Below are 16746 nucleotides of genomic sequence, written 5' to 3' on the forward strand. Positions count from 1 at the left end.
TGCGGGTGCTCGCCATGCCGGATCAGGGATGTCTGGCTTCCCAAAAAACAGCCCCGATCACCTGTCATGGTGATCGGGGCTGCAGAAGAGTCAAAGTTGTGACTCAGAGTGAGGCGTGGCCAGTCGGACGCGGTTCCGAATCGGCGGTTGCAGCAAGGAGCCGAAATTGCCGCAGCAGCGGCCCGCGCTCGAAAGTCTCGAGGTTCATCTCGGCCGGACGCCGCGCCGCGACGTCCGGGTTGTGGAACGGGGTCATGAGAGTCCTCCTGGGCGCAGCGCCCGCTCGGGGCACTGCGCAAGAACTGCCCGTCACACGGACGGACAGGGATTACTGGAAGATGCGCGGTTCGATCGTCTCGCCGCGCATGAAGGCGACGTAGGCGCCGGCCTTGCCGATATCCTGGAAGCGCGCCACGACCCGTTCGTCGTGCAGCACATCCCACGGGCGCTCGGCGTCGTCGCTGGGCCGGATCAGCAGATCCGGCGCACGGTAGCGGGCATGACGAAAGAGAAACTCCCCGCTCCGCCAATCGACGATGGCCAGCAGGCACGCCGACAGGATGGCGGTTCCGCCATCGGCGCCGGGCTCGACCAGGAGCGGCACCTTGAGCGTGCCCGTCGAGCGGCCGATCCGGCCGACCACGTCATGCTCATCGAGCCAGGTCCGGCCCGTCTCGGTGTCGCCCTGGATCAGGCGGACCTTGGCGCCGTTCTCGCGGCACCGCTCCAGAACCCGGGCGGCCTTGGGATCGGTTGCCGGGTCGAAGTAGGTCTTGCGGCTCAGGGCCGATTGGCCCCAGGCGTCGACGGCGGCCAGGTACTTCTGGTAGCCGCTGAGAGCGCCGAAGTCCGTTTCGCCAAAGGCCAGCTCGGGGCGCTTCAGCCGCTCGGCCATCTGTTTGGCATGGTCACGCGCGTTGGCGAAGCCGAAGCACGTGTAGCCGTGGCCGTGGTCGAGCACGTAGAGCTGCCGCTCGGCATTGAGGGTGATGTTCGCCATGGCGCACCTCATCCTTGCCGATGGCTGCCTTGAAGCGCGCCCTCGACCTGCTTGACGGCGCGCAGGCGCAGCACCGAGACCTTCGTGCCCGAAGCCTTGAAGGCACCGGCCGGCAAGGCTTCGACTTCGGCGCCGATGTTGTCCACGAAGGCGCGGAAGTTGCGCTGCGCTTTCGTGCGCCCGGTGCGCCATCCCGGCGAGGTGAGGCTGACCAGCACGCCGCCAGGACGCAGGAAGCGCCACATGTGGATCACATGGGTGATGTCCTGATCCTTGCTGAACGGTGGGTTGGCAATGACCACATCGAAGAGACCGATGTCGGCCAGGCTCAGGGACAGGAAATCCCGCTCTATTACCTCGAAACCCTTGTCGCGCAGGATCTGCGCGCTCGGGCCATTGATCTCCACGGCGATCACCTTGGCGTCGGCGGCTCGGGCCGGTTCGGCCAGTGCGCCTTCCCCTGCGGAAGGTTCGAGCATCCGCTTGCCGGTCAAATCGCCCAGGCATTCCATCGCCCAGGCCACCGTCTCGGCGGCGACATCTTCCGGGGTGTAGAAGGCCTGCCGATCCTTCTTGGGGTTGGGCTTTTCGCCACCCCGCAGACGGTTCAGCACCTGGGTCACGTCGATCGCCGCGCCGAACTGAAAGCCATTGCGGCTGTAGACGCCGCCGGCGTTCAGGATCAGCGTCTTGATGTGCGCGTAGTGCTGCAGACGCCGGGCGGGCAGCTCGATGCGCTGCCCCTTGGCCCGCAGCAGGGCCATCTCGCCTTGCAGCGATGCAGGCTCCGTCTCTGCGGCTTTCGCGGGCTCGGGTGCCTGCAATTGCCGGACCGTCTCTTCGAACGATTCGGCCTGTTCATCCGTCATCCGGATCAGCAGGCGCGAACCGAGGATCTGCTGGTACTTCAGCCACAGGCTGCGTTGCTCGCGGAGGTACTCGACGTAGAAGTCGTCGGCGACCCGGACGTTGCGCAGCGAATAGATCACGCCGCTGTCCAGCACCGCCTGGATCAACCCTTCATAGAGCTTCAGGGCGATCTGCGGGCGGGCGCCCGGGGTGTGCTCGGTCTCGACGGATGTCGGGATGCCGAAGATCCGCAGGACACTGCGGTCGCGCGGATCGGCCGCGATCACGGCGGCCAGGATGCGGGGGAACTGCTCGGTCGCAAGGACCGGTGTGGGCGCGTCGGCCCAAAGGGTAGAGGACATGCTCGACTCTTGATGAAGAAGGGGATGCCCTCGCCCGGCGGGGAGGACATCCCCGTCGGGTAGGTGAAAGAGGCCATGTGGCCTGGGGGGCAGAGGTCGGTCGGCGTGGACGGCCCGGACGCGCTTTGGAAAGCGCGCGACGGCCCGTTGCCGAGGCTCACCTCAAGCGGCTTGGCGCAGCGCCGTGAAAAGCTGCCGGGCCGGGCCGTGGTCGCCGTGTTCGAGCGCCATGCACGCCCGCGCGACGTGCAGGTCGACGGTCGGCATCGGCGTCTCAATCGCTTCGACGCGAACCAGGACGGTGCCGTGGTGCGAGCGCACGGTGAGCGTGCCGCGACCATCGGTCCAGTCGGCCTCGGTCAGATCGTTGGGATCTGCCTTGTGCCGATCCACTGCCAGTTGCACGGCCAGCGTGAAGCTCTCGACGACGGCCACGTCCTCGAGGTCGCCGTAGTCGCGATCGAAGAGGCGCACCTCGTAGTCGCTCGGCGCCGACGGCAGGATGTCGTCGAGGGACGGGAGCGGCGGGAAGGGCGGCAGCGGCGGCGCATTGGCCGCGTCGATCGGCCGCACGACTTGGTCGCCATGCAGGCGATCCAGCTTCAACAGCAGGGCATCCGCGTGGTTCCTGTCCTCGAGGACGAGGCTGGTGCGCATCTTCAAGACCTGCTCCATCATCAGGTGCAGCTCTTGGGCGATGGCGCGTTCGGCGCGGTGCTCGATCGAGCGCAGGATGTCGGAAACGGTACTCATGATGGGTGGGCTCCTTTCGAGTGAGCGAAAAATCAGGGGGAGGCCGCCGTGCATGTGCATAGCGGCGGGGTGAAGCGCCCGCGGCCAGGGGCCGGGGCAGGGAATCGGGGGTGTGGCGCGGAGCGGCAGGGCGAGGCCGCACGGACCGGCGTCGGAGGACGCCAGGTCACGTGGGCACATCGCGGCTCAGGAGGAGGCCGGTTCGGCTTTCTCCGCGCCAGCCTCTGCGGGGGCAGGGGCATCGGGCCGGGCCTTGCGGCTGCGGCGGGTCGGCGTGACAACGCCGGGTGAGGAAGGCGGCAGGGGGGCCTGCCGGTTGGAACGCTCGGGTTCGGGCAACATCTCGATCGCGATGTCGCGGCTCTCTCCGCCGAATTCACGGAGGGCCTGCCACGGCATGATGAACAAGGCGTGCGTCAGCCAGCGAACGAAGAAGCCGATGCGCTTGTGCCTTGCTTGGCGTGCCTTCTCGCGCCGCAAGGTTTCCTTACAGGACAGGTACAGGGCCAGGTGGCTGCGCTTCATTTCGACATCTCGTTCAAGCTGGCCGATCACTTCGGCGGCCAGTGCAGCATCGCTGCGCACGCGCCGGTAGAACTCGACCCAGGTGCGTTCTTCCTCGGTTTCGATGCCCGAACGCTTCGGGCGGGGACGTTTCTCAGGGGACATGGCACTCTCCTTTTCAAGAAAATGGGAGGCACTCGTCCCCGACCGGGAGACGACCGGATCTCCCTGGGATTGCACAGGTGTGCGACGGGGCTATGCTGAGCGCTGACCCCTTTTCAGGAGAGCGACAACATGCTGCGCACAGGCGATTCACTCCGGTTCACACCCGCCGAAGTCGAGGATTTCCGAAAGCTCGGAATCGACTTCGACGGCGTGCGAACGCAGGCCGACGTCGAGGCGGCGATGGCCACATGGACCAACGTGCTCGGCGAGGAACGGCCGGATCTGCTGGAGAAGATCGCCGTGGAAATGGCCAGGGCCAAAGGGGTATTGCCACCCCCACGACTTACTGTCGTTAGCCCCGAACCTGATTCTCCTGAGCAATCCTGATCCAGCGGTCGGCGATCCGGTCCAGATAGACCAGATCGTCGGCTTCGATGTCACCCGACTCGCGAAGACGGGCGATGACTTCCTTGACCAACTGAGGGTCATCCTTGGCGAGTTGGATCGCCATGGCGGCAATGCGCTTGCGGTAAGAGCCGAGCATGCTCAACTCCTTTCGCTGCGCGAGGGAAGAGCGCCACCGGTCGTATCCGCAGAAGACGGCAGGGGACGCAGCAGTGCGGCCACGGGACGCGACTGCACGGTGAGCGGCCGGCTGTGGCCGGAACCGCCCAACAGCACGCAGGTGCGTGCGACGGATCGGGTTGCGATCGATGCGAACATGGTGTTCTCCTTCGTGTAAAGGGAACACCCATCCCCAGACGGGAAACAGTGTTCCCGTTCGGGTTTGCTCGACCTAGGAGGGTCAAGCGGCTCGGTGGCGGCACCTTGCGGTGCGCTGGGTAGATGGCGCTCTTGCGAACTCAGGCCGACTCATGCGGTGAAGCAGAGGCTCGCGAATCGGGGGAGCCGATTCGGATGACACGCATTCGGCAAGCCGGACGCTGGGCATGAAGCCTGCTACTGAGCCGATCACCGAAGTGATCGACAAGCCAGGAAAACCTGGTGTCAAGAGGCGGGTAACGACCGCGACGCCAGCCAAAGCTGGACTTCAAACCACCCGCGACGGACGGTGTTGAAGGCTGCGCGGACACGATGTCCGCAAGAAGCACGGCCAGTGTGGTCCGATCTTCAACGGGACACAAAGGTACTCCGACCCTCGCCATCCCCACATGATCCATATGGCGACTCTTGCGTGTTGCGCCTTGGCAGTTGACAGGACGCTCCGCTCCCAGTGGCAAGAACCAAGCTGCATTCTGGGCTTGGGACTCGCCGCTGAGATGCTAGGTGGGCCACTGCGTGTTGCACTTTTTTTGTGCACGTGGGCTTCGTAGGTAGGCAGCCCCGGAGCTTACTCGGGTCGATCTCCTACACAGCGGAGTTTTCCCCATGGTTGTCCACAGAAATTGTGGGTAAGTTGGGGCATCAAGGGGTCACTGCATATCTGCGGTGACCCGAACGATACAGGTCTTGCCGCGACGCTGAGCTTCGGGCAAGGCTCCATCATCTCGGGGCAGTACAACCGCCAACAGATCCTCGCGAGTGCGCTGGTTGACTAAACACCGTTGCCGCTCACCCGTCATTCCAGACAAGGCCCCACATGCGGGCACGGGTTTCCTTTGCGCGTGGAGATAAAGGCATGGCGAGTTTGGTGCGTGAGCTCGATCGCAAGCCAGCACGATCGGAGTTGGCAGTACTGGTGTCCCAGTATGGCAAGGTGCAGGAGCGCTGCAGCAACGTGATTGCCAAGCAGGCGGCGCTGATCGACGCCTTACAAGCCGAGCAGATGCGCTTGCGTGCGGAGTTGGTGATTCGCGTGACGGCTTTGCAGTTCGAGCGTGAGGGCCGTGCTCGCCTCGAAGCCTTGGTTCCGGGGCTGCCACGCCGGGCGTTACTCGCGCGCCAGATCGACCACTTGAAGGAGCGCATTGAGGTGCTGCTGCGAGAACGAACCCGCTGGCGATGGGGGAGTGATTCTCGGCATGTGGTGTGCATGCCGTCTTCGCCGGTCGCCGAGTCCCCGAGAGGCGATTGCGCTCACGGGATAGGCGAAGCCTGCCCTCGTGTCCTCCAGGATGTGGTCACGATCACGCCGGAGAGACCGGACGCGTCTGGCATGGACACCAGCCTGCAGGAGACAGAGCTTGTGATCTGTCGCACCGGCTGTATCAGCCAAGGTGATTATTGGCGCGTGCAGGATCAATGTCGTCGAACCGGTAAGCCCTGCATCCTGATCGACGAACACAAAGCCATTCACGCGATGCGTCAGGGCGACGGCATCGTGGTCCAGGCCTGTCCGGTGCGCAGTCTGTGATCGGCTGACCCTGCGAAGCGACGGCTTCGGTAATGAGCCACCGGTTTCTTGATTTGTCCGAGGTATGACGCCATGAAGATCCCCTACAGCATCAACCCTGGACGGCATCGTGCGTTGGAATTCCTGCTGTCTCGCTATTCGCCGTGGCCGTTGGCGGCGCCGGTACCCAGCGACGAGGAACTGCCCTGGTCTTCGCCGCCGCACTTCGCGCGGCTGATCATGGTCGCCTGCAGCCCTGGCGCTTCGCACTGGTGCGCGAGAACGCGCTGGCTGCGCTTGGTGAGGCCTACGCGGAGGTCGCCTTGACGATGGGCCAGGATGTCGCCCCGGAACGCGCACGCGCCAAGGCGCTAGCCTCCCCCATGGTCATCGCCGTGGCGGCGAGGCTGGATGGGCAAAGCAAGATCCCTGAGCACGAGCAACTGCTGTCAGCCGGCGCGGCCGCGATGAACATGCTCAATGCGCTGCACATGATGGGTTACGGGGGATTTTGGAAATCGCCGCCGGGTGGCCCCGAAGGGCCTCTGCGGTCTCTGATGGGGTTCGGGCGCACCGAGCGGATCGTCGCGATGATCCATGTCGGAACCGCCAAGGGCGAGAGCCGTGACCCAACGAGAGCAGACCCTTCAGGCTTTGTTTCCGAGTGCCAGGGTGCCGAGGCGCACGTGCTCTAGAAGCCGCTCCCGCTGGGCTTGAACGAGGCAGTAGCCCATTGTGGCGTCGTACAGCGCGAGGGCGATCTGCAGCGAATGCCGGATGTCGGTTTCCCGGGCCGTACGGCCGAATTTGCATTGCAGCGCGAATTGGTTTTCCGGGTCGGTCTCATTCGCGAAATAGAGTTCGAGCGCTTCGAAGGGCGACACGTAGTCGGCTGCCTCGATGTTCTTGAAGGGGCAGGAAGTGAAGAGTGAGGCGCCGGAGCGCGTGACGAGCATCTCGACGAGGTGACGATGGTCGCGCAGCAAGCTGGCGAAGCCGGCGCGTTCGTGTGCGCCCCAGACCTCGAAGTCCAAGGCGATGAACGGAGGCGTGGCGCTGTCCTTCTCGGCGAAGCCTCGGCACACCGAAAGAGACACTGCCAAGCCCGTGGCGTCGAAGCCTCGTGGGTTCTCGGGGCGGGGCAGAGGGCGATTCGACTTGGTGTAGTAGCTGTTCGTGGGCCGCAGGCGGAATTCCGCGACCGAGACGGTGGGCTTGTCTCGTTGGAGAACCTCCTGCTTGGACTCGCTCAGAACGCGGCGCGTGAGATCGGACGGCAGCGAAGTCAGGAGTTCGTTCGCAAGCGTATGGATCTGTTCGGCGAACTCGGCTGTGACGCAGGCCCAGCGTTGTTCGTCGTCGGTGTAGGAGCGGAATGGCAGGGTCTCTGCCATGTATTCCAGGATCTGAGCGAACATAGGGCTGCCAACAATAACGGTTGAAATTCATCCTCGCCCATTGGCGAATCACCCTGGCCGTATGGCCTCACGGTGGTGGCCAGCCTAAGGGGTTCATGGCGATGGGGTGGGCGACCAAAGCAGTCATGGTACCGAGTAGACGGCCCAAGCGCACGCCGAGGCATCGCCCTTGAAAACCCCTCGGACCAACGGATGCTGGTCCCATGCTTACCGAGAAAGAAAGGACCCTGATGCGACGCTGCCTTGACGCCGTTCGTCAGGGCATGCCGGGCTTCACGTCGCGCCAGCCGCAACTGCGGATGATGGCCACGGCGGCGCACGCGCTCGCCGCCATCGGTGATCCCGCCGCACGGGAGGAGGGCGCACACCTCGCGGTGATCGAGGCCGGCACTGGGACGGGTAAGACCTTGGGCTACCTGCTGCCAGCGCTGGTGCTGGCCCACCTGCGCGGCAAGCACCTGGTGGTCGCTTCCTCGACCGTCGCGCTGCAGGAGCAACTGCTGCACAAGGACGTGCCCGCGCTGCGCCAGTGCCTGCCGTTCGAGGTGCCCTGCGTGGTGGCCAAGGGGCGCGCACGCTACGTCTGCCCGATGCGCCTGGAGAGCGGCGAGCGCACCGGCGCCGCACTGCCCGATGATCCGGACGCGGCCACGCAGGACGACACGCCGGCTGCCCGCCCCAGCGGCGTGCGGCTGCTCGGACGGCTGGCGGACGCCTTTGCCAAGGGCACCTGGTCCGGCGATCGGGATGCCTGGCCGAGCGCCATCCCCGACGCCGACTGGCTCGCGGTGAGCACCGACCGGCAGGGCTGCCTCGGCGGCAAGTGCGCCCAGTTCAAGCGCTGCCCCTTTTACCTCGCGCGCCAGGAGATGAAGGACGCCGACCTCATCGTTGCCAACCACGACCTGCTGCTGGCGGCGGCGGACATGGAGCCCGGCGCGGTGCTTCCCGACCTTGCTGACACGATGCTGGTGCTCGACGAAGCCCACGGCCTGCCGGCCAAGGTGGTCGAACACTGCGCCGCACGCCATTCGCTCAAGGGCGCCCAGGTCTGGATCGAACGGGCGGCGGCGCTCGCCGAGGACGCGGCCGCGGCCCTGCGCCTGGATGTGGCGCTGACCCAGGCGGTGGCGGCCGCGTCGCTGGCGCTCGACGAGCGGATGGATGAACTGCACGCGGCGGTGGGCGAGCACTGCCGCTTCGAGGCCCAGGCGACCGTCTGGCGCTTTCCTCACGGCATCCTGCCGGACCGTTGGCGGGAGATCGGCGCCGGGCTGGCCCAGGCCGCGGCGGCGATGACGCAGGTGCTGCAGGCCGTGCGCGAGGCGATGCTGGCGGCGGCCGGTGATCGCCCGGCCCAGGTCCAGACGCACCTGTCCGGGCTGGGGTTCTACCTCGCCAAGCTCGCCCACGTCGAGCAGACCTGGGCCTGGATACTGCGCAAGGACGCAGCCCAGGCCTTGCCCACGGCCCGTTGGGTCGAGCGTCACGCCGGCGCCGCGCACGCGCAGGACTACCTGGTCTGCGCGGCACCGATCGGCGGCGGCGAGAAACTGCGCGCCCTCCTGTGGAATCGTGTAGGTGCTGCGGTGCTGACCTCGGCGACGCTGCGGGCCTGCGGCCGGTTCGAGCCCTTCCTGGAGGAAAGCGGCCTGTCCGCCTACCCGGCGCTGCATCGGCTCGACGTGCCGTCCCCGTTCGACTACGCCCGTCGGGCCACGCTGCACATCCCGCGCGTGCGGGCACATCCGCGGGACGCTGCGGCGCACACGGCCGAAGTGACCGAGCGCCTGCCGGCGCTGCTGGCCTGCGACCTCGGCGCGCTGGTGCTGTTCGCCTCGGGCCGCCAGATGCGGGAGGTCTACGACGGGCTGCCCGAGGCCTTCCGCGCACGCGTGCTCATGCAGGGGCAGGTGTCGCGGCAGGAACTGATCGCCCGCCACAAACAGCGCGTCGACCAGGACGAGCCGTCCGTCCTGTTCGGCCTGGCGAGCCTCGCCGAGGGTGTCGATCTGCCGGGCGACTACTGTACGCACGTCGTCATCGCAAGCTGCCGTTCGCGGTACCCAGCAGCCCGATGGAGCAGGCCCGGCGCGAGTGGGTCGAACGGCAGGGGCGTTCGGCCTTCATGACGCTCAGTGTGCCCGAGGTCGGCATCCGGCTCGCGCAGGCCGTCGGCAGGCTGCTGCGCACCGATGAGGACAGCGGGACCGTGACCGTGTTCGATCCACGCCTTGGGAGCACGCATTGGGGTCGCCAGCTGCTGCGCGGACTGCCGCCATTTCGGATGGTGGTCGGGGAGACGCAGCCAACTCGGCGTCTTGTCTCGACGCCGATGGCCTGAATCCTACGGCTCTTGCTGTACGCTGCGTGACAGGTCCGGTACCGTTTGTTGCGCCAGCCCTTTCGCTCGCAGGCTTGCGCGGGGTTGTGGCAGCGTAAGTCGTTGACCTCCATGCTGGCCTTTGGGCAAGAGGCCGGGCGAGGGTCAACTGAGGTGCGAGTCCAGGACGCTCAGTGACGGCTGAGGTAGTTCGACGGCGACGCGGCTCAGCGTTTCGATCTCGCCATTCAACCAGCGCAACTCACCGGCATCGTCCTTGAGATGCAACTGGCCCTCTTCGAAGTCGAGGGCACCGCGCCCCGGCCGCAGTTGGAGTGTCGTGACGTGCCGCTCCGCGATCCAGACCCACTCGTTCCCCCGCGTCTCGCAGCGGTCACGCGTTCGGGATATCTCGGCGAGGTGGCCACGTGGCGATTTGAAGAGTTTCAGGACGGTGTAGGACGGCGAGGACATCAGGACAGCAAAGCAGACGAACGGTGAAAAATTCCCCTACCTTATCACTCGACATCGCCCAGTCCAAAAGACCGTTCCCGCTGCATGTCGATGAGATTCGCGATGAAGCGCAGTGTGTCGGTGCCGCGTGGCACTCAGGCAAACAGGCTTGCCGCGAAGAGGTGCTTCAGAACACGGACAGATCGGCCGTGCCGATCACTTTCCGCAAGTCGAGTTGCTTCGCTTTGACGAAATCCAGGAACTGAGCGGCCAGGTCGTCGCTGTCGAACGTGATGCGCATGCCAATCTCAGGCGGTCCGTAGTTGTAGGGGTCTTCGCCGTCAATGCTGACGAATCCGGCATGTTCAAGGATGTCCAGTTCTCCCTTGAGGTCTGCGCCCCGATACTCGCGTTCCACCTTGCTGTAAAGCGCATGTGCCCATGCATCCTGGAACCGGCGGGATTTCCCCGTCTCTTTGCGCTCATAAAGCATGACCAGGAACTCTCGGGTGATCCTTGGCAGTCGCGAGAGGCGTTTCCCAAGCTTCTGAAGCGCCTGACGGATCTCCTTGGTCTCCTTGTCATTCAACTCGGCACCGACTTCATCGCGCAGGTAGTCGATGAAGGCGTCGCCGTTGCCCACCTTGGGCGTAATCCGAGCCTCCCATCGGTCGTACCCCGAGGTGGGGTACTTCCCTTCCTCGTTGGGGACTTCAAGCTCGACCTTCAGGCGCGCAACCTCGGTCCGGATCAGTTGGTGCAGTTTCTGCAGCGCGTCGATTGGCAGGCCCACCGTCTTGCGCGCCAGATCATCCATATCCCAGATGTTGCCGGCACCAAAGTGATGTGGGGCGCACAGTGTGGGGTCCAGTGTGTAGGAGCCTTGCTTTCTGCCAACCACCAGTACGACGATGTTGGTGAACTTGGCGGCTTGGGCGCCCGTGATCTTCTCCAGCGTCGAGTGCACCTTGGCCGCGTCCGCCCGTGATGTCACCTGAATCCCGAGCTTGAGGTTTTCGTCCCCAAGATCCAGCCCAGGTTCATTGGAGCGCTCCTGGTTGAGGTTGTGCAGATGGCTGCCAAGAAGAACGTTCAGGATGTCCCGGAAGAAGTTCTCGGCATAGACCGTCAGATCCGTCAGGCCCAGCCTGTTGCGCATCGCTACCTGCTGTGCGACGGTGCTGAGTTCGTCAATGATCTCGCCAATGTAGTGGCCGCGTGTAATCACGGGATTCCTTTGTCGTTGTGTGGCGCTCAGGGGATGAGGACGATCTGCTTCTTGGACTTCGGCGTGAGCGTCAGTTTGTGGGCCACATAGGTGACGGATCGCGTCCGGTCGGGTTTGTCGGGGGAGGTGTTCTCGATCGGGCCGCTTACCTTACAGAGACCGAACATGACAATCTCGGCATCAGGTGGGAAACCGCCGAGCCAGGAAGCATCGGGGTGTGCGATGCTGACCTCGAACGACTCTATCCGCATGGGATCGTCCGTCTTGCGATACAGCGGCCGACAGTTGAGGAAGCTGCTCTTGTACTTGGCACCAGCGGGGGGCTGATGGAAAGACCGCACGGAACCGACCAGGGCAACCGGATAGGGGTTGTTGCCGCCCTTGGCAACCAGTTCCCAGGCTTCATCGAAGCGATCATGCTCGAAGAAGAACTGTTTCCAGGGAAGCCGCTTGGTACCCAATCGCAGGACCAGTTCGGCGGCAAGCAGAGCATCGGACTCGCACATCGCGCGCAGGACCAGGAGGTCGGCCGTGGTGCGCAGATAGCTGTCGAGCCGCTTCTCCGAGGTGATCACCTCGGTCGCCGTCTTGGGTGCTCCGGCGGTGAGGCCGCTGTCAATGACCGTTGGTGCACTGCCCGACAGCCCGTGCTTGCGAAGTCCGTTGTGCAGGGCGAGCAGACGCAGCTCCCGCTTCCCGTCTTCCAGTGAGTTCAGGAACTCCGGGTCGGATTGCGCCGCAATGATCTTCAGGCGGCCCGATGCGTCGTAGCGGCAGCCGGCGGCGTGTTCCGATCCACGGGTCAGGCCGATGTAGGCCGGTACATCGACGGGCTCGATGCGGTTGGCCCGGTTCTGCTGGTAGCGCGGGACGAACCGGACATCGCAGCCACATGACGGATCGTCGCAACGAAGATCAGGCGCGGTACCGCCCCCATCCGTCATGCCTTGCAGTTCCTCGACCGTGTGACGGTGTCCATGGCGATCCCGCGCTGCGCGCATCTTGATGCCTTTGCTCATGTTGTTGTCGTGCCTCCCAGAGTGATTCGTTTCGGAAAGTGTGCCACGCGACGCGCGCCAACGACATGGTTTTGGCATTCGCGCTCCCCCGTCAGCCCTTCGCATGATCCAAGCGGACGATGTCTCACGAGAAGCTGAAGGCGGCTCGTCAAGGTGCTGACCTTGATTCCGCGATGGCGTCCGTAGCCTGGGAGCAGGAGGTCTATCGTGGAACAGATCGAACTGCCCTGGCTGGCATCGGCAGCTTTTCCCCCAACCATCGCGGCAAGCACGGCCGCAGCCGAGTGCTTTGCCGTGGCGCGCAATCCGCAGATCGACATCGCCCTGATGGGCCATGCGCCGGTCTATGTCGGCGTCAGTGGCGGCAAGGACAGCCAGGCGCTGGCCTACCGGATTCAGGCTTATCTCGACACCATCGGGCACGCCGGAACGCGGGCATTGATCCACAGCGACCTGGGGCGTGTGGAATGGCGCGATTCCATCCTGGTCTGCGAGCGGCTCGCCGAGCGCTTGGGCTGGGAGCTGATCGTCGTGCGCCGTGCGGCGGGCGACATGATGGATCGCTGGCTGTCGCGCTGGACAGCGAACGTCGAGCGCTACGCTGCCTTGTCGTGCGTGAAGCTCATCATGCCGTGGAGTTCGGCGTCCCAGCGCTTTTGCACCAGCGAATTGAAGTCTGCGGTGATCGCACGCGCCATCCGGGTACGGCACCCGACCGGGACGGTGATTTCGGCCGTGGGCATCCGGCGCGAGGAGAGTCCCGCACGATCCCGCGCGCCAGCAGCCAAGCGGGACGAGCGGTTGACCCGCTCGCGTGGGATCGGCCTCACCTGGAACCCGCTTATCCACTGGCCGCGTAGCGACGTGCTCGACTACATCCGCACGCGTGGGGACATCCTGCATGCCGCCTACCGGATCTACGGCAGCAGCCGGGTCTCGTGTGCGTTTTGTGTGCTGGCGTCGCAGGCCGACTTGCTGGCCGCCACCCGCTGTGAAGAAAACGCAGCGATCTACCGCGAAATCGTCGAACTGGAGACTCGCTCGACCTTCTCGTTCCAGAGCAAGCGCTGGCTGGGCGACGTGGCACCGGGCTTGCTCGATGCACCGTTGCTCGCGGCCCTTGTCGAGGTCAAGGAGCGGGCCGCGCAGCGGCAGGCTGCCGAGGCGGAGATTCCCGCCCACCTGCTCTATGAAGCGGGCTGGCCGGTGAGCATGCCGACGCCGGCCGAGGCGCGGCACCTCGCATCGGTGCGCCAGCGCGTTGCCGAAGCCGTGGGCATCGCCGTCGATTGCCTGGACGGCGATGCGGTCGGCGCCCGCTACGCGGCGCTGATCCAGCAACAGACCCAGCGACGGCAGGCATGATGGCCGTGGGACGCGCCTTCGGCGGCAACGTGTGGGTGGTCTGGACGCCGGGTGTGCTGGTATCGCTGCGCCGACTCGGCCACCGCGAGGCCATCCAGCGCTTGTGCGCCGAGTTCGACGAGGACGGCCCGGATTGTGGCTACAACGCCGTGATCCAGGACTACGCCAGCATATGGTGGAAGCAGGCGAACAGCGACCCGAACCTCACCCGGTTTTCCGACCATCACCGACAACTGGCGGCGCGCCTGAAACGCATGACGGGCCGCACCCATTCGACAAAGGCCTGACCATGAAGCTGGATCAGCAACTGCTCGACCGGATCACCTTGAACGACCGCGACGCCTTGTGCGAAGTCGCGCACCTGTTGCGTGAAGCGGATCGCGCCTGGAACCGGATCGAACGCGGCAAACAGACCGAACTCAGCGCCATGCACCACGACGACGGCTCGCTGGCGTACTGCCTGCGCTGGGCGCAGCAGGCGGCGGACGAGTTGATCGCGGCAACCCAGGGGGCTGGTTCGCAGACGAGCCGGTGAGGGCGCAGGTCCTTGAAAGAGATCGGCCCGGCGAGAGCATGAAGACATCCCATCAGGAGGCCGTCATGGACACACCGAACCATCCCACCCTGCCGCTGCGCCGCATCGTGCAGGGCAAGAACCCCCGCGAATACTTCGACCCGGCGGAAATGGCCGAGTTGGAGGATGGCCTGCGCGCTGCCGGCCGCGTCATCCAGCCCATCCTCGTCCGCCCGATCCCCGGCACCGACCGCTACGAAATCGTGGCGGGGGAGCGCCGCTGGCGCGCCGCCCAGACCGTCTTCGGCGACGACTACGACATGCCCGTCGTCATCGAGGCACTGAGCGACGAGCAGGCCGAAGCCTTCGCCACCATCGAAAACCATCACCGTGCCGCCATGTCGCGCGCCGAGGAGGCGCAAGCCGCCCGCCGCCAGTTGATGCGCCACAAGGGTGATAAGGACGAGGCGGCGGCAGCACTTGGCTGGAAGCCCGAACTGCTGGAGCGACGGCTGGCGCTGCTGACCTGCACGCCCGCTGTGTTGAAGGCACTCACGCACCGGCAGATTCAGCTTGGTCACGCCGAACTGCTGGCCGGGGTGCCGCCTGAGAAGCAGAACGCCGTGCTGACCGGTGTGATTGCGCACAAGGTGCCGGTGGGCGTCTTGAAGGAGCAGCTTGGCCGCTTCGCCCGCCGTCTGGCTGACGCCATCTTCGACATCGCACAGTGTGCGGCCTGCCAGCACAACTCGTCTCGCCAGTCCGGGCTGTTCGACGCGAGCCTGGGCGACGGCTTCTGCCAGCACCCTACGCACTACGACGAACTCACGCAGCAGGCCGTGGCGGCGAAGGCGGCGAGCTTGGGCGAGCAGTACCCCATGGTTCGCATCGTCAAGGCGACCGATGGTTTCTTGCCGCTGTCAGTGGCCGAGGACGGCGCGCTCGGTGTCGGCGCAGCACAGTATGCGGCCTGCAAAGGCTGTGCCTCCTTTGGTTGTGCCGTCTCGGCCATGCCGGGCACGCAGGGCGAAGTGACGACTTCCCTGTGCTTCGATGCGGCTTGCAACAGCCAGAAGGTCGCCGCGTGGGTGAAGGCGCAGCGCGAGAGCACGAAGCAGGAGAGGACGTCTGACAAGGCCGTGGCCCAAGGCAGCAAGCGCCAGCCGGCGTCCAAGACGAATGCCAAGCCCGCCACTGCGCCGAGCAACAAGACGCCGCAGCGCGTCGTGGACTACCGGCTCATGCAGTGGCGCAAATGGGCCGCGAAGGAACTCATGGTGCAGCCAGAGCGCAACCGGCGCGTGATGGTCGCTTTGGCGCGCTCGGGCCGGGCCAGCGACGTGCGCAGCACCGAGTACGGGCAGGCGGCGAGCCGGATCGCCGGCGCGGGTGCGATGGAGGGAACGGGCTTTCGCGGCCTGCTGCAAGAGGTGGATGCCATCGACGCACAGCACCTGGAACGGCTGACCCTCGCGGTCACCGCCGCAGCCGCGTTCGGCGTGACCACGCACGACTTGGAGGCGCTGCTGAACTACCTCCAGGTCGATGAGGCAAAACACTTCAAATGGGACGCTGCCTTCCTTGAACTATTCACCCTGAGCGAACTGGACGCCCTGGCCAGTGAGGTGGGGCTGCGCGCAAAGATAGGGGCGAGCCTTTACAAGCTGGCCCGCGAGAAGAAGAAGGCCGACTTCATCAAGGCGCTGCTTGCCGTTTCGGACTTCCCCTATGACGGCTCCGTCCCGGCCGTCATGCGCTATCCACGCAAGACTGAGCAGCCCGAAGTCGAACCGCTCGACCCCGATGCGGCCGAGGAGGTAGAAGGCGCCGACGAGGACGCCGCCTTGGCGGCGTGAGCGCCGCAGCCACTGGAAAACCCCCGATGCCTTCGTAGCATGGTCTTCGAAGGCATTTCTTTTTTGAAGGAGCGTGACATGACCCTGTTTGCAGAACTCTATGCGCTGGCCCTGACCGCGACGCTGACCATGACGGTGAGCGCCGACGAGAAGTCGGGCCGGCTGACCGTGAATGTGATTCCCAAGCCGCGCAAGGACGTGAGCGAGCCGACGCTGACGCAGCCCCTGAGCCTGACGGCGACCCCGCAGGAATTCGATGAGGGTTTCATCGCGGCGCTGACCGGCTACCGCGAGGTGCGCCAAAGCCTCGCGCAGCAGGCGGAAGCGACCAAGGAGGTGATCGAGGCGGCGAAGGCCGCTTCGGTGAAGAAAGCCAGCGATGCGGCGAGCAAGGCCGCCAAGTCCGGTGCCGCCACCGGCGTGACCAGCAAGGTGGCGAGCCCCGCGAACATGCCTGTCCAGGCGACGCCCGCAGAGGATGACGACGAGGGAGCCGACACCGCCTGCACGAGCGCCACGCCCGCCGCTGCGGCAACCGCAGCAACGGCGGGTGCCGAGTCCTACGACCTCTTCGGTTGAGCGCCACCGAAGCGCCGCGACGTGGGCTTGCAACCGCCCCTTCGGTTGAGAGACTGGATTCCAAG

Annotated in this window: 18 protein-coding genes and 1 pseudogene; 9 read left to right on the top strand and 10 right to left on the bottom strand. The window is 65.4% G+C overall.

From position 1 onward, the window contains the following. Nucleotides 1-103 precede the first annotated feature (103 nt). From L6Q67_RS14895 to L6Q67_RS14915, 5 genes are all read right to left on the bottom strand, one after another. Nucleotides 104-256, bottom strand: coding sequence for a hypothetical protein (locus L6Q67_RS14895; RefSeq protein ID WP_166300511.1), 153 nt, complete (start codon nt 254-256; stop codon nt 104-106). 72 nt (nt 257-328) lie between these two features. Next, the gene (locus L6Q67_RS14900) at nt 329-1000 is read right to left on the bottom strand and encodes a hypothetical protein (protein WP_166300513.1); all 672 of its coding nucleotides are present in this window, start codon (nt 998-1000) and stop codon (nt 329-331) included. Between the two features lie 8 nt (nt 1001-1008). Next, on the bottom strand, nt 1009-2136 hold the full coding sequence (locus L6Q67_RS14905; RefSeq protein ID WP_296570874.1) for a methyltransferase domain-containing protein: 1128 nt from the start codon (nt 2134-2136) through the stop codon (nt 1009-1011). Between the two features lie 237 nt (nt 2137-2373). Then, nucleotides 2374-2964 carry a hypothetical protein gene (locus tag L6Q67_RS14910; protein WP_205904708.1) on the bottom strand — a complete coding sequence of 197 codons (591 nt, stop codon included), beginning with the start codon at nt 2962-2964 and terminating at the stop codon, nt 2374-2376. A gap of 186 nt (nt 2965-3150) precedes the next feature. Next, nucleotides 3151-3633: a hypothetical protein gene (locus L6Q67_RS14915; RefSeq protein ID WP_296570881.1), complete on the bottom strand. Its 483-nt coding sequence runs from the start codon at nt 3631-3633 to the stop codon at nt 3151-3153. Nucleotides 3634-3762: 129 nt separating this feature from the next. On the opposite strand from L6Q67_RS14915, the gene L6Q67_RS14920 reads away from it, so the two are divergent. Then, nucleotides 3763-4020, top strand: a complete 258-nt coding sequence (locus L6Q67_RS14920) for a hypothetical protein (protein ID WP_296570883.1) — start codon at nt 3763-3765, stop codon at nt 4018-4020. Here the strand turns inward: L6Q67_RS14920 and L6Q67_RS14925 are convergent. After that, nucleotides 3986-4177 carry a hypothetical protein gene (locus L6Q67_RS14925; protein ID WP_296570887.1) on the bottom strand — a complete coding sequence of 64 codons (192 nt, stop codon included), beginning with the start codon at nt 4175-4177 and terminating at the stop codon, nt 3986-3988. The two genes, L6Q67_RS14920 and L6Q67_RS14925, sit on opposite strands and share 35 nt — an antisense overlap. Nucleotides 4178-5272: 1095 nt before the next feature. On the opposite strand from L6Q67_RS14925, the gene L6Q67_RS14930 reads away from it, so the two are divergent. After that, nucleotides 5273-5947 (top strand): DUF2325 domain-containing protein, encoded by a 675-nt coding sequence (locus tag L6Q67_RS14930; protein WP_296570889.1) that lies wholly within the window; start codon nt 5273-5275, stop codon nt 5945-5947. A 143-nt stretch (nt 5948-6090) separates the two neighbouring features. Continuing rightward, nucleotides 6091-6621 (top strand): nitroreductase, encoded by a 531-nt coding sequence (locus L6Q67_RS14935; protein ID WP_296570892.1) that lies wholly within the window; start codon nt 6091-6093, stop codon nt 6619-6621. Here L6Q67_RS14935 and L6Q67_RS14940 read toward each other — a convergent pair. Further along, nucleotides 6574-7320, bottom strand: a complete 747-nt coding sequence (locus tag L6Q67_RS14940) for a hypothetical protein (protein ID WP_296570895.1) — start codon at nt 7318-7320, stop codon at nt 6574-6576. The two genes, L6Q67_RS14935 and L6Q67_RS14940, sit on opposite strands and share 48 nt — an antisense overlap. Before the next feature lie 614 nt (nt 7321-7934). On the opposite strand from L6Q67_RS14940, the pseudogene L6Q67_RS14945 reads away from it, so the two are divergent. Beyond that, nucleotides 7935-9688 (top strand): annotated as a pseudogene (locus tag L6Q67_RS14945) (helicase C-terminal domain-containing protein). A 144-nt stretch (nt 9689-9832) separates the two neighbouring features. Here L6Q67_RS14945 and L6Q67_RS14950 read toward each other — a convergent pair. The 3 genes from L6Q67_RS14950 to L6Q67_RS14960 form a co-directional block, all read right to left on the bottom strand. Next, nucleotides 9833-10141: a hypothetical protein gene (locus tag L6Q67_RS14950; protein ID WP_296570898.1), complete on the bottom strand. Its 309-nt coding sequence runs from the start codon at nt 10139-10141 to the stop codon at nt 9833-9835. A gap of 166 nt (nt 10142-10307) precedes the next feature. Further along, complete coding sequence (locus L6Q67_RS14955) at nt 10308-11348, bottom strand: SMEK domain-containing protein (RefSeq protein ID WP_296570901.1); 1041 nt, start codon at nt 11346-11348, stop codon at nt 10308-10310. A 26-nt stretch (nt 11349-11374) separates the two neighbouring features. Then, on the bottom strand, nt 11375-12367 hold the full coding sequence (locus L6Q67_RS14960) for a hypothetical protein (protein ID WP_296570909.1): 993 nt from the start codon (nt 12365-12367) through the stop codon (nt 11375-11377). 207 nt (nt 12368-12574) lie between these two features. Here L6Q67_RS14960 and L6Q67_RS14965 point away from each other — a divergent pair, with 207 nt between their 5' ends. From L6Q67_RS14965 to L6Q67_RS14985, 5 genes are all read left to right on the top strand, one after another. After that, on the top strand, nt 12575-13732 hold the full coding sequence (locus L6Q67_RS14965) for a phosphoadenosine phosphosulfate reductase family protein (protein ID WP_296570914.1): 1158 nt from the start codon (nt 12575-12577) through the stop codon (nt 13730-13732). Then, nucleotides 13729-14019, top strand: coding sequence for a hypothetical protein (locus L6Q67_RS14970; protein ID WP_296570917.1), 291 nt, complete (start codon nt 13729-13731; stop codon nt 14017-14019). The genes L6Q67_RS14965 and L6Q67_RS14970 overlap by 4 nt, the downstream gene beginning before the upstream one ends. Nucleotides 14020-14021: 2 nt before the next feature. Further along, complete coding sequence (locus L6Q67_RS14975; protein WP_296570922.1) at nt 14022-14267, top strand: hypothetical protein; 246 nt, start codon at nt 14022-14024, stop codon at nt 14265-14267. Nucleotides 14268-14332: 65 nt separating this feature from the next. Further along, nucleotides 14333-16102 (top strand): PRTRC system ParB family protein, encoded by a 1770-nt coding sequence (locus L6Q67_RS14980; RefSeq protein ID WP_296570924.1) that lies wholly within the window; start codon nt 14333-14335, stop codon nt 16100-16102. 78 nt (nt 16103-16180) lie between these two features. Beyond that, entirely contained in the window at nt 16181-16681 is a 501-nt protein-coding gene (locus L6Q67_RS14985; RefSeq protein WP_166300543.1) for a PRTRC system protein E, read from the top strand. Nucleotides 16682-16746 lie beyond the last annotated feature (65 nt).

Origin of the sequence: Zoogloea sp., from assembly GCF_023150065.1 — a bacterium.
GTDB lineage: Bacteria > Pseudomonadota > Gammaproteobacteria > Burkholderiales > Rhodocyclaceae > Zoogloea.

What these genes read in the sequence shown, in the direction of transcription:
- L6Q67_RS14895 (WP_166300511.1), bottom strand. Translation starts at nt 256, where the DNA reads ATGACCCCGTTCCACAACCCGGACGTCGCGGCGCGGCGTCCGGCCGAG.
- L6Q67_RS14900 (WP_166300513.1), bottom strand. Translation starts at nt 1,000, where the DNA reads ATGGCGAACATCACCCTCAATGCCGAGCGGCAGCTCTACGTGCTCGAC.
- L6Q67_RS14910 (WP_205904708.1), bottom strand. Translation starts at nt 2,964, where the DNA reads ATGAGTACCGTTTCCGACATCCTGCGCTCGATCGAGCACCGCGCCGAA.
- L6Q67_RS14915 (WP_296570881.1), bottom strand. Translation starts at nt 3,633, where the DNA reads ATGTCCCCTGAGAAACGTCCCCGCCCGAAGCGTTCGGGCATCGAAACC.
- L6Q67_RS14920 (WP_296570883.1), top strand. Translation starts at nt 3,763, where the DNA reads ATGCTGCGCACAGGCGATTCACTCCGGTTCACACCCGCCGAAGTCGAG.
- L6Q67_RS14925 (WP_296570887.1), bottom strand. Translation starts at nt 4,177, where the DNA reads ATGCTCGGCTCTTACCGCAAGCGCATTGCCGCCATGGCGATCCAACTC.
- L6Q67_RS14930 (WP_296570889.1), top strand. Translation starts at nt 5,273, where the DNA reads ATGGCGAGTTTGGTGCGTGAGCTCGATCGCAAGCCAGCACGATCGGAG.
- L6Q67_RS14940 (WP_296570895.1), bottom strand. Translation starts at nt 7,320, where the DNA reads ATGGCAGAGACCCTGCCATTCCGCTCCTACACCGACGACGAACAACGC.
- L6Q67_RS14950 (WP_296570898.1), bottom strand. Translation starts at nt 10,141, where the DNA reads ATGTCCTCGCCGTCCTACACCGTCCTGAAACTCTTCAAATCGCCACGT.
- L6Q67_RS14960 (WP_296570909.1), bottom strand. Translation starts at nt 12,367, where the DNA reads ATGAGCAAAGGCATCAAGATGCGCGCAGCGCGGGATCGCCATGGACAC.
- L6Q67_RS14970 (WP_296570917.1), top strand. Translation starts at nt 13,729, where the DNA reads ATGATGGCCGTGGGACGCGCCTTCGGCGGCAACGTGTGGGTGGTCTGG.
- L6Q67_RS14975 (WP_296570922.1), top strand. Translation starts at nt 14,022, where the DNA reads ATGAAGCTGGATCAGCAACTGCTCGACCGGATCACCTTGAACGACCGC.
- L6Q67_RS14980 (WP_296570924.1), top strand. Translation starts at nt 14,333, where the DNA reads ATGGACACACCGAACCATCCCACCCTGCCGCTGCGCCGCATCGTGCAG.
- L6Q67_RS14985 (WP_166300543.1), top strand. Translation starts at nt 16,181, where the DNA reads ATGACCCTGTTTGCAGAACTCTATGCGCTGGCCCTGACCGCGACGCTG.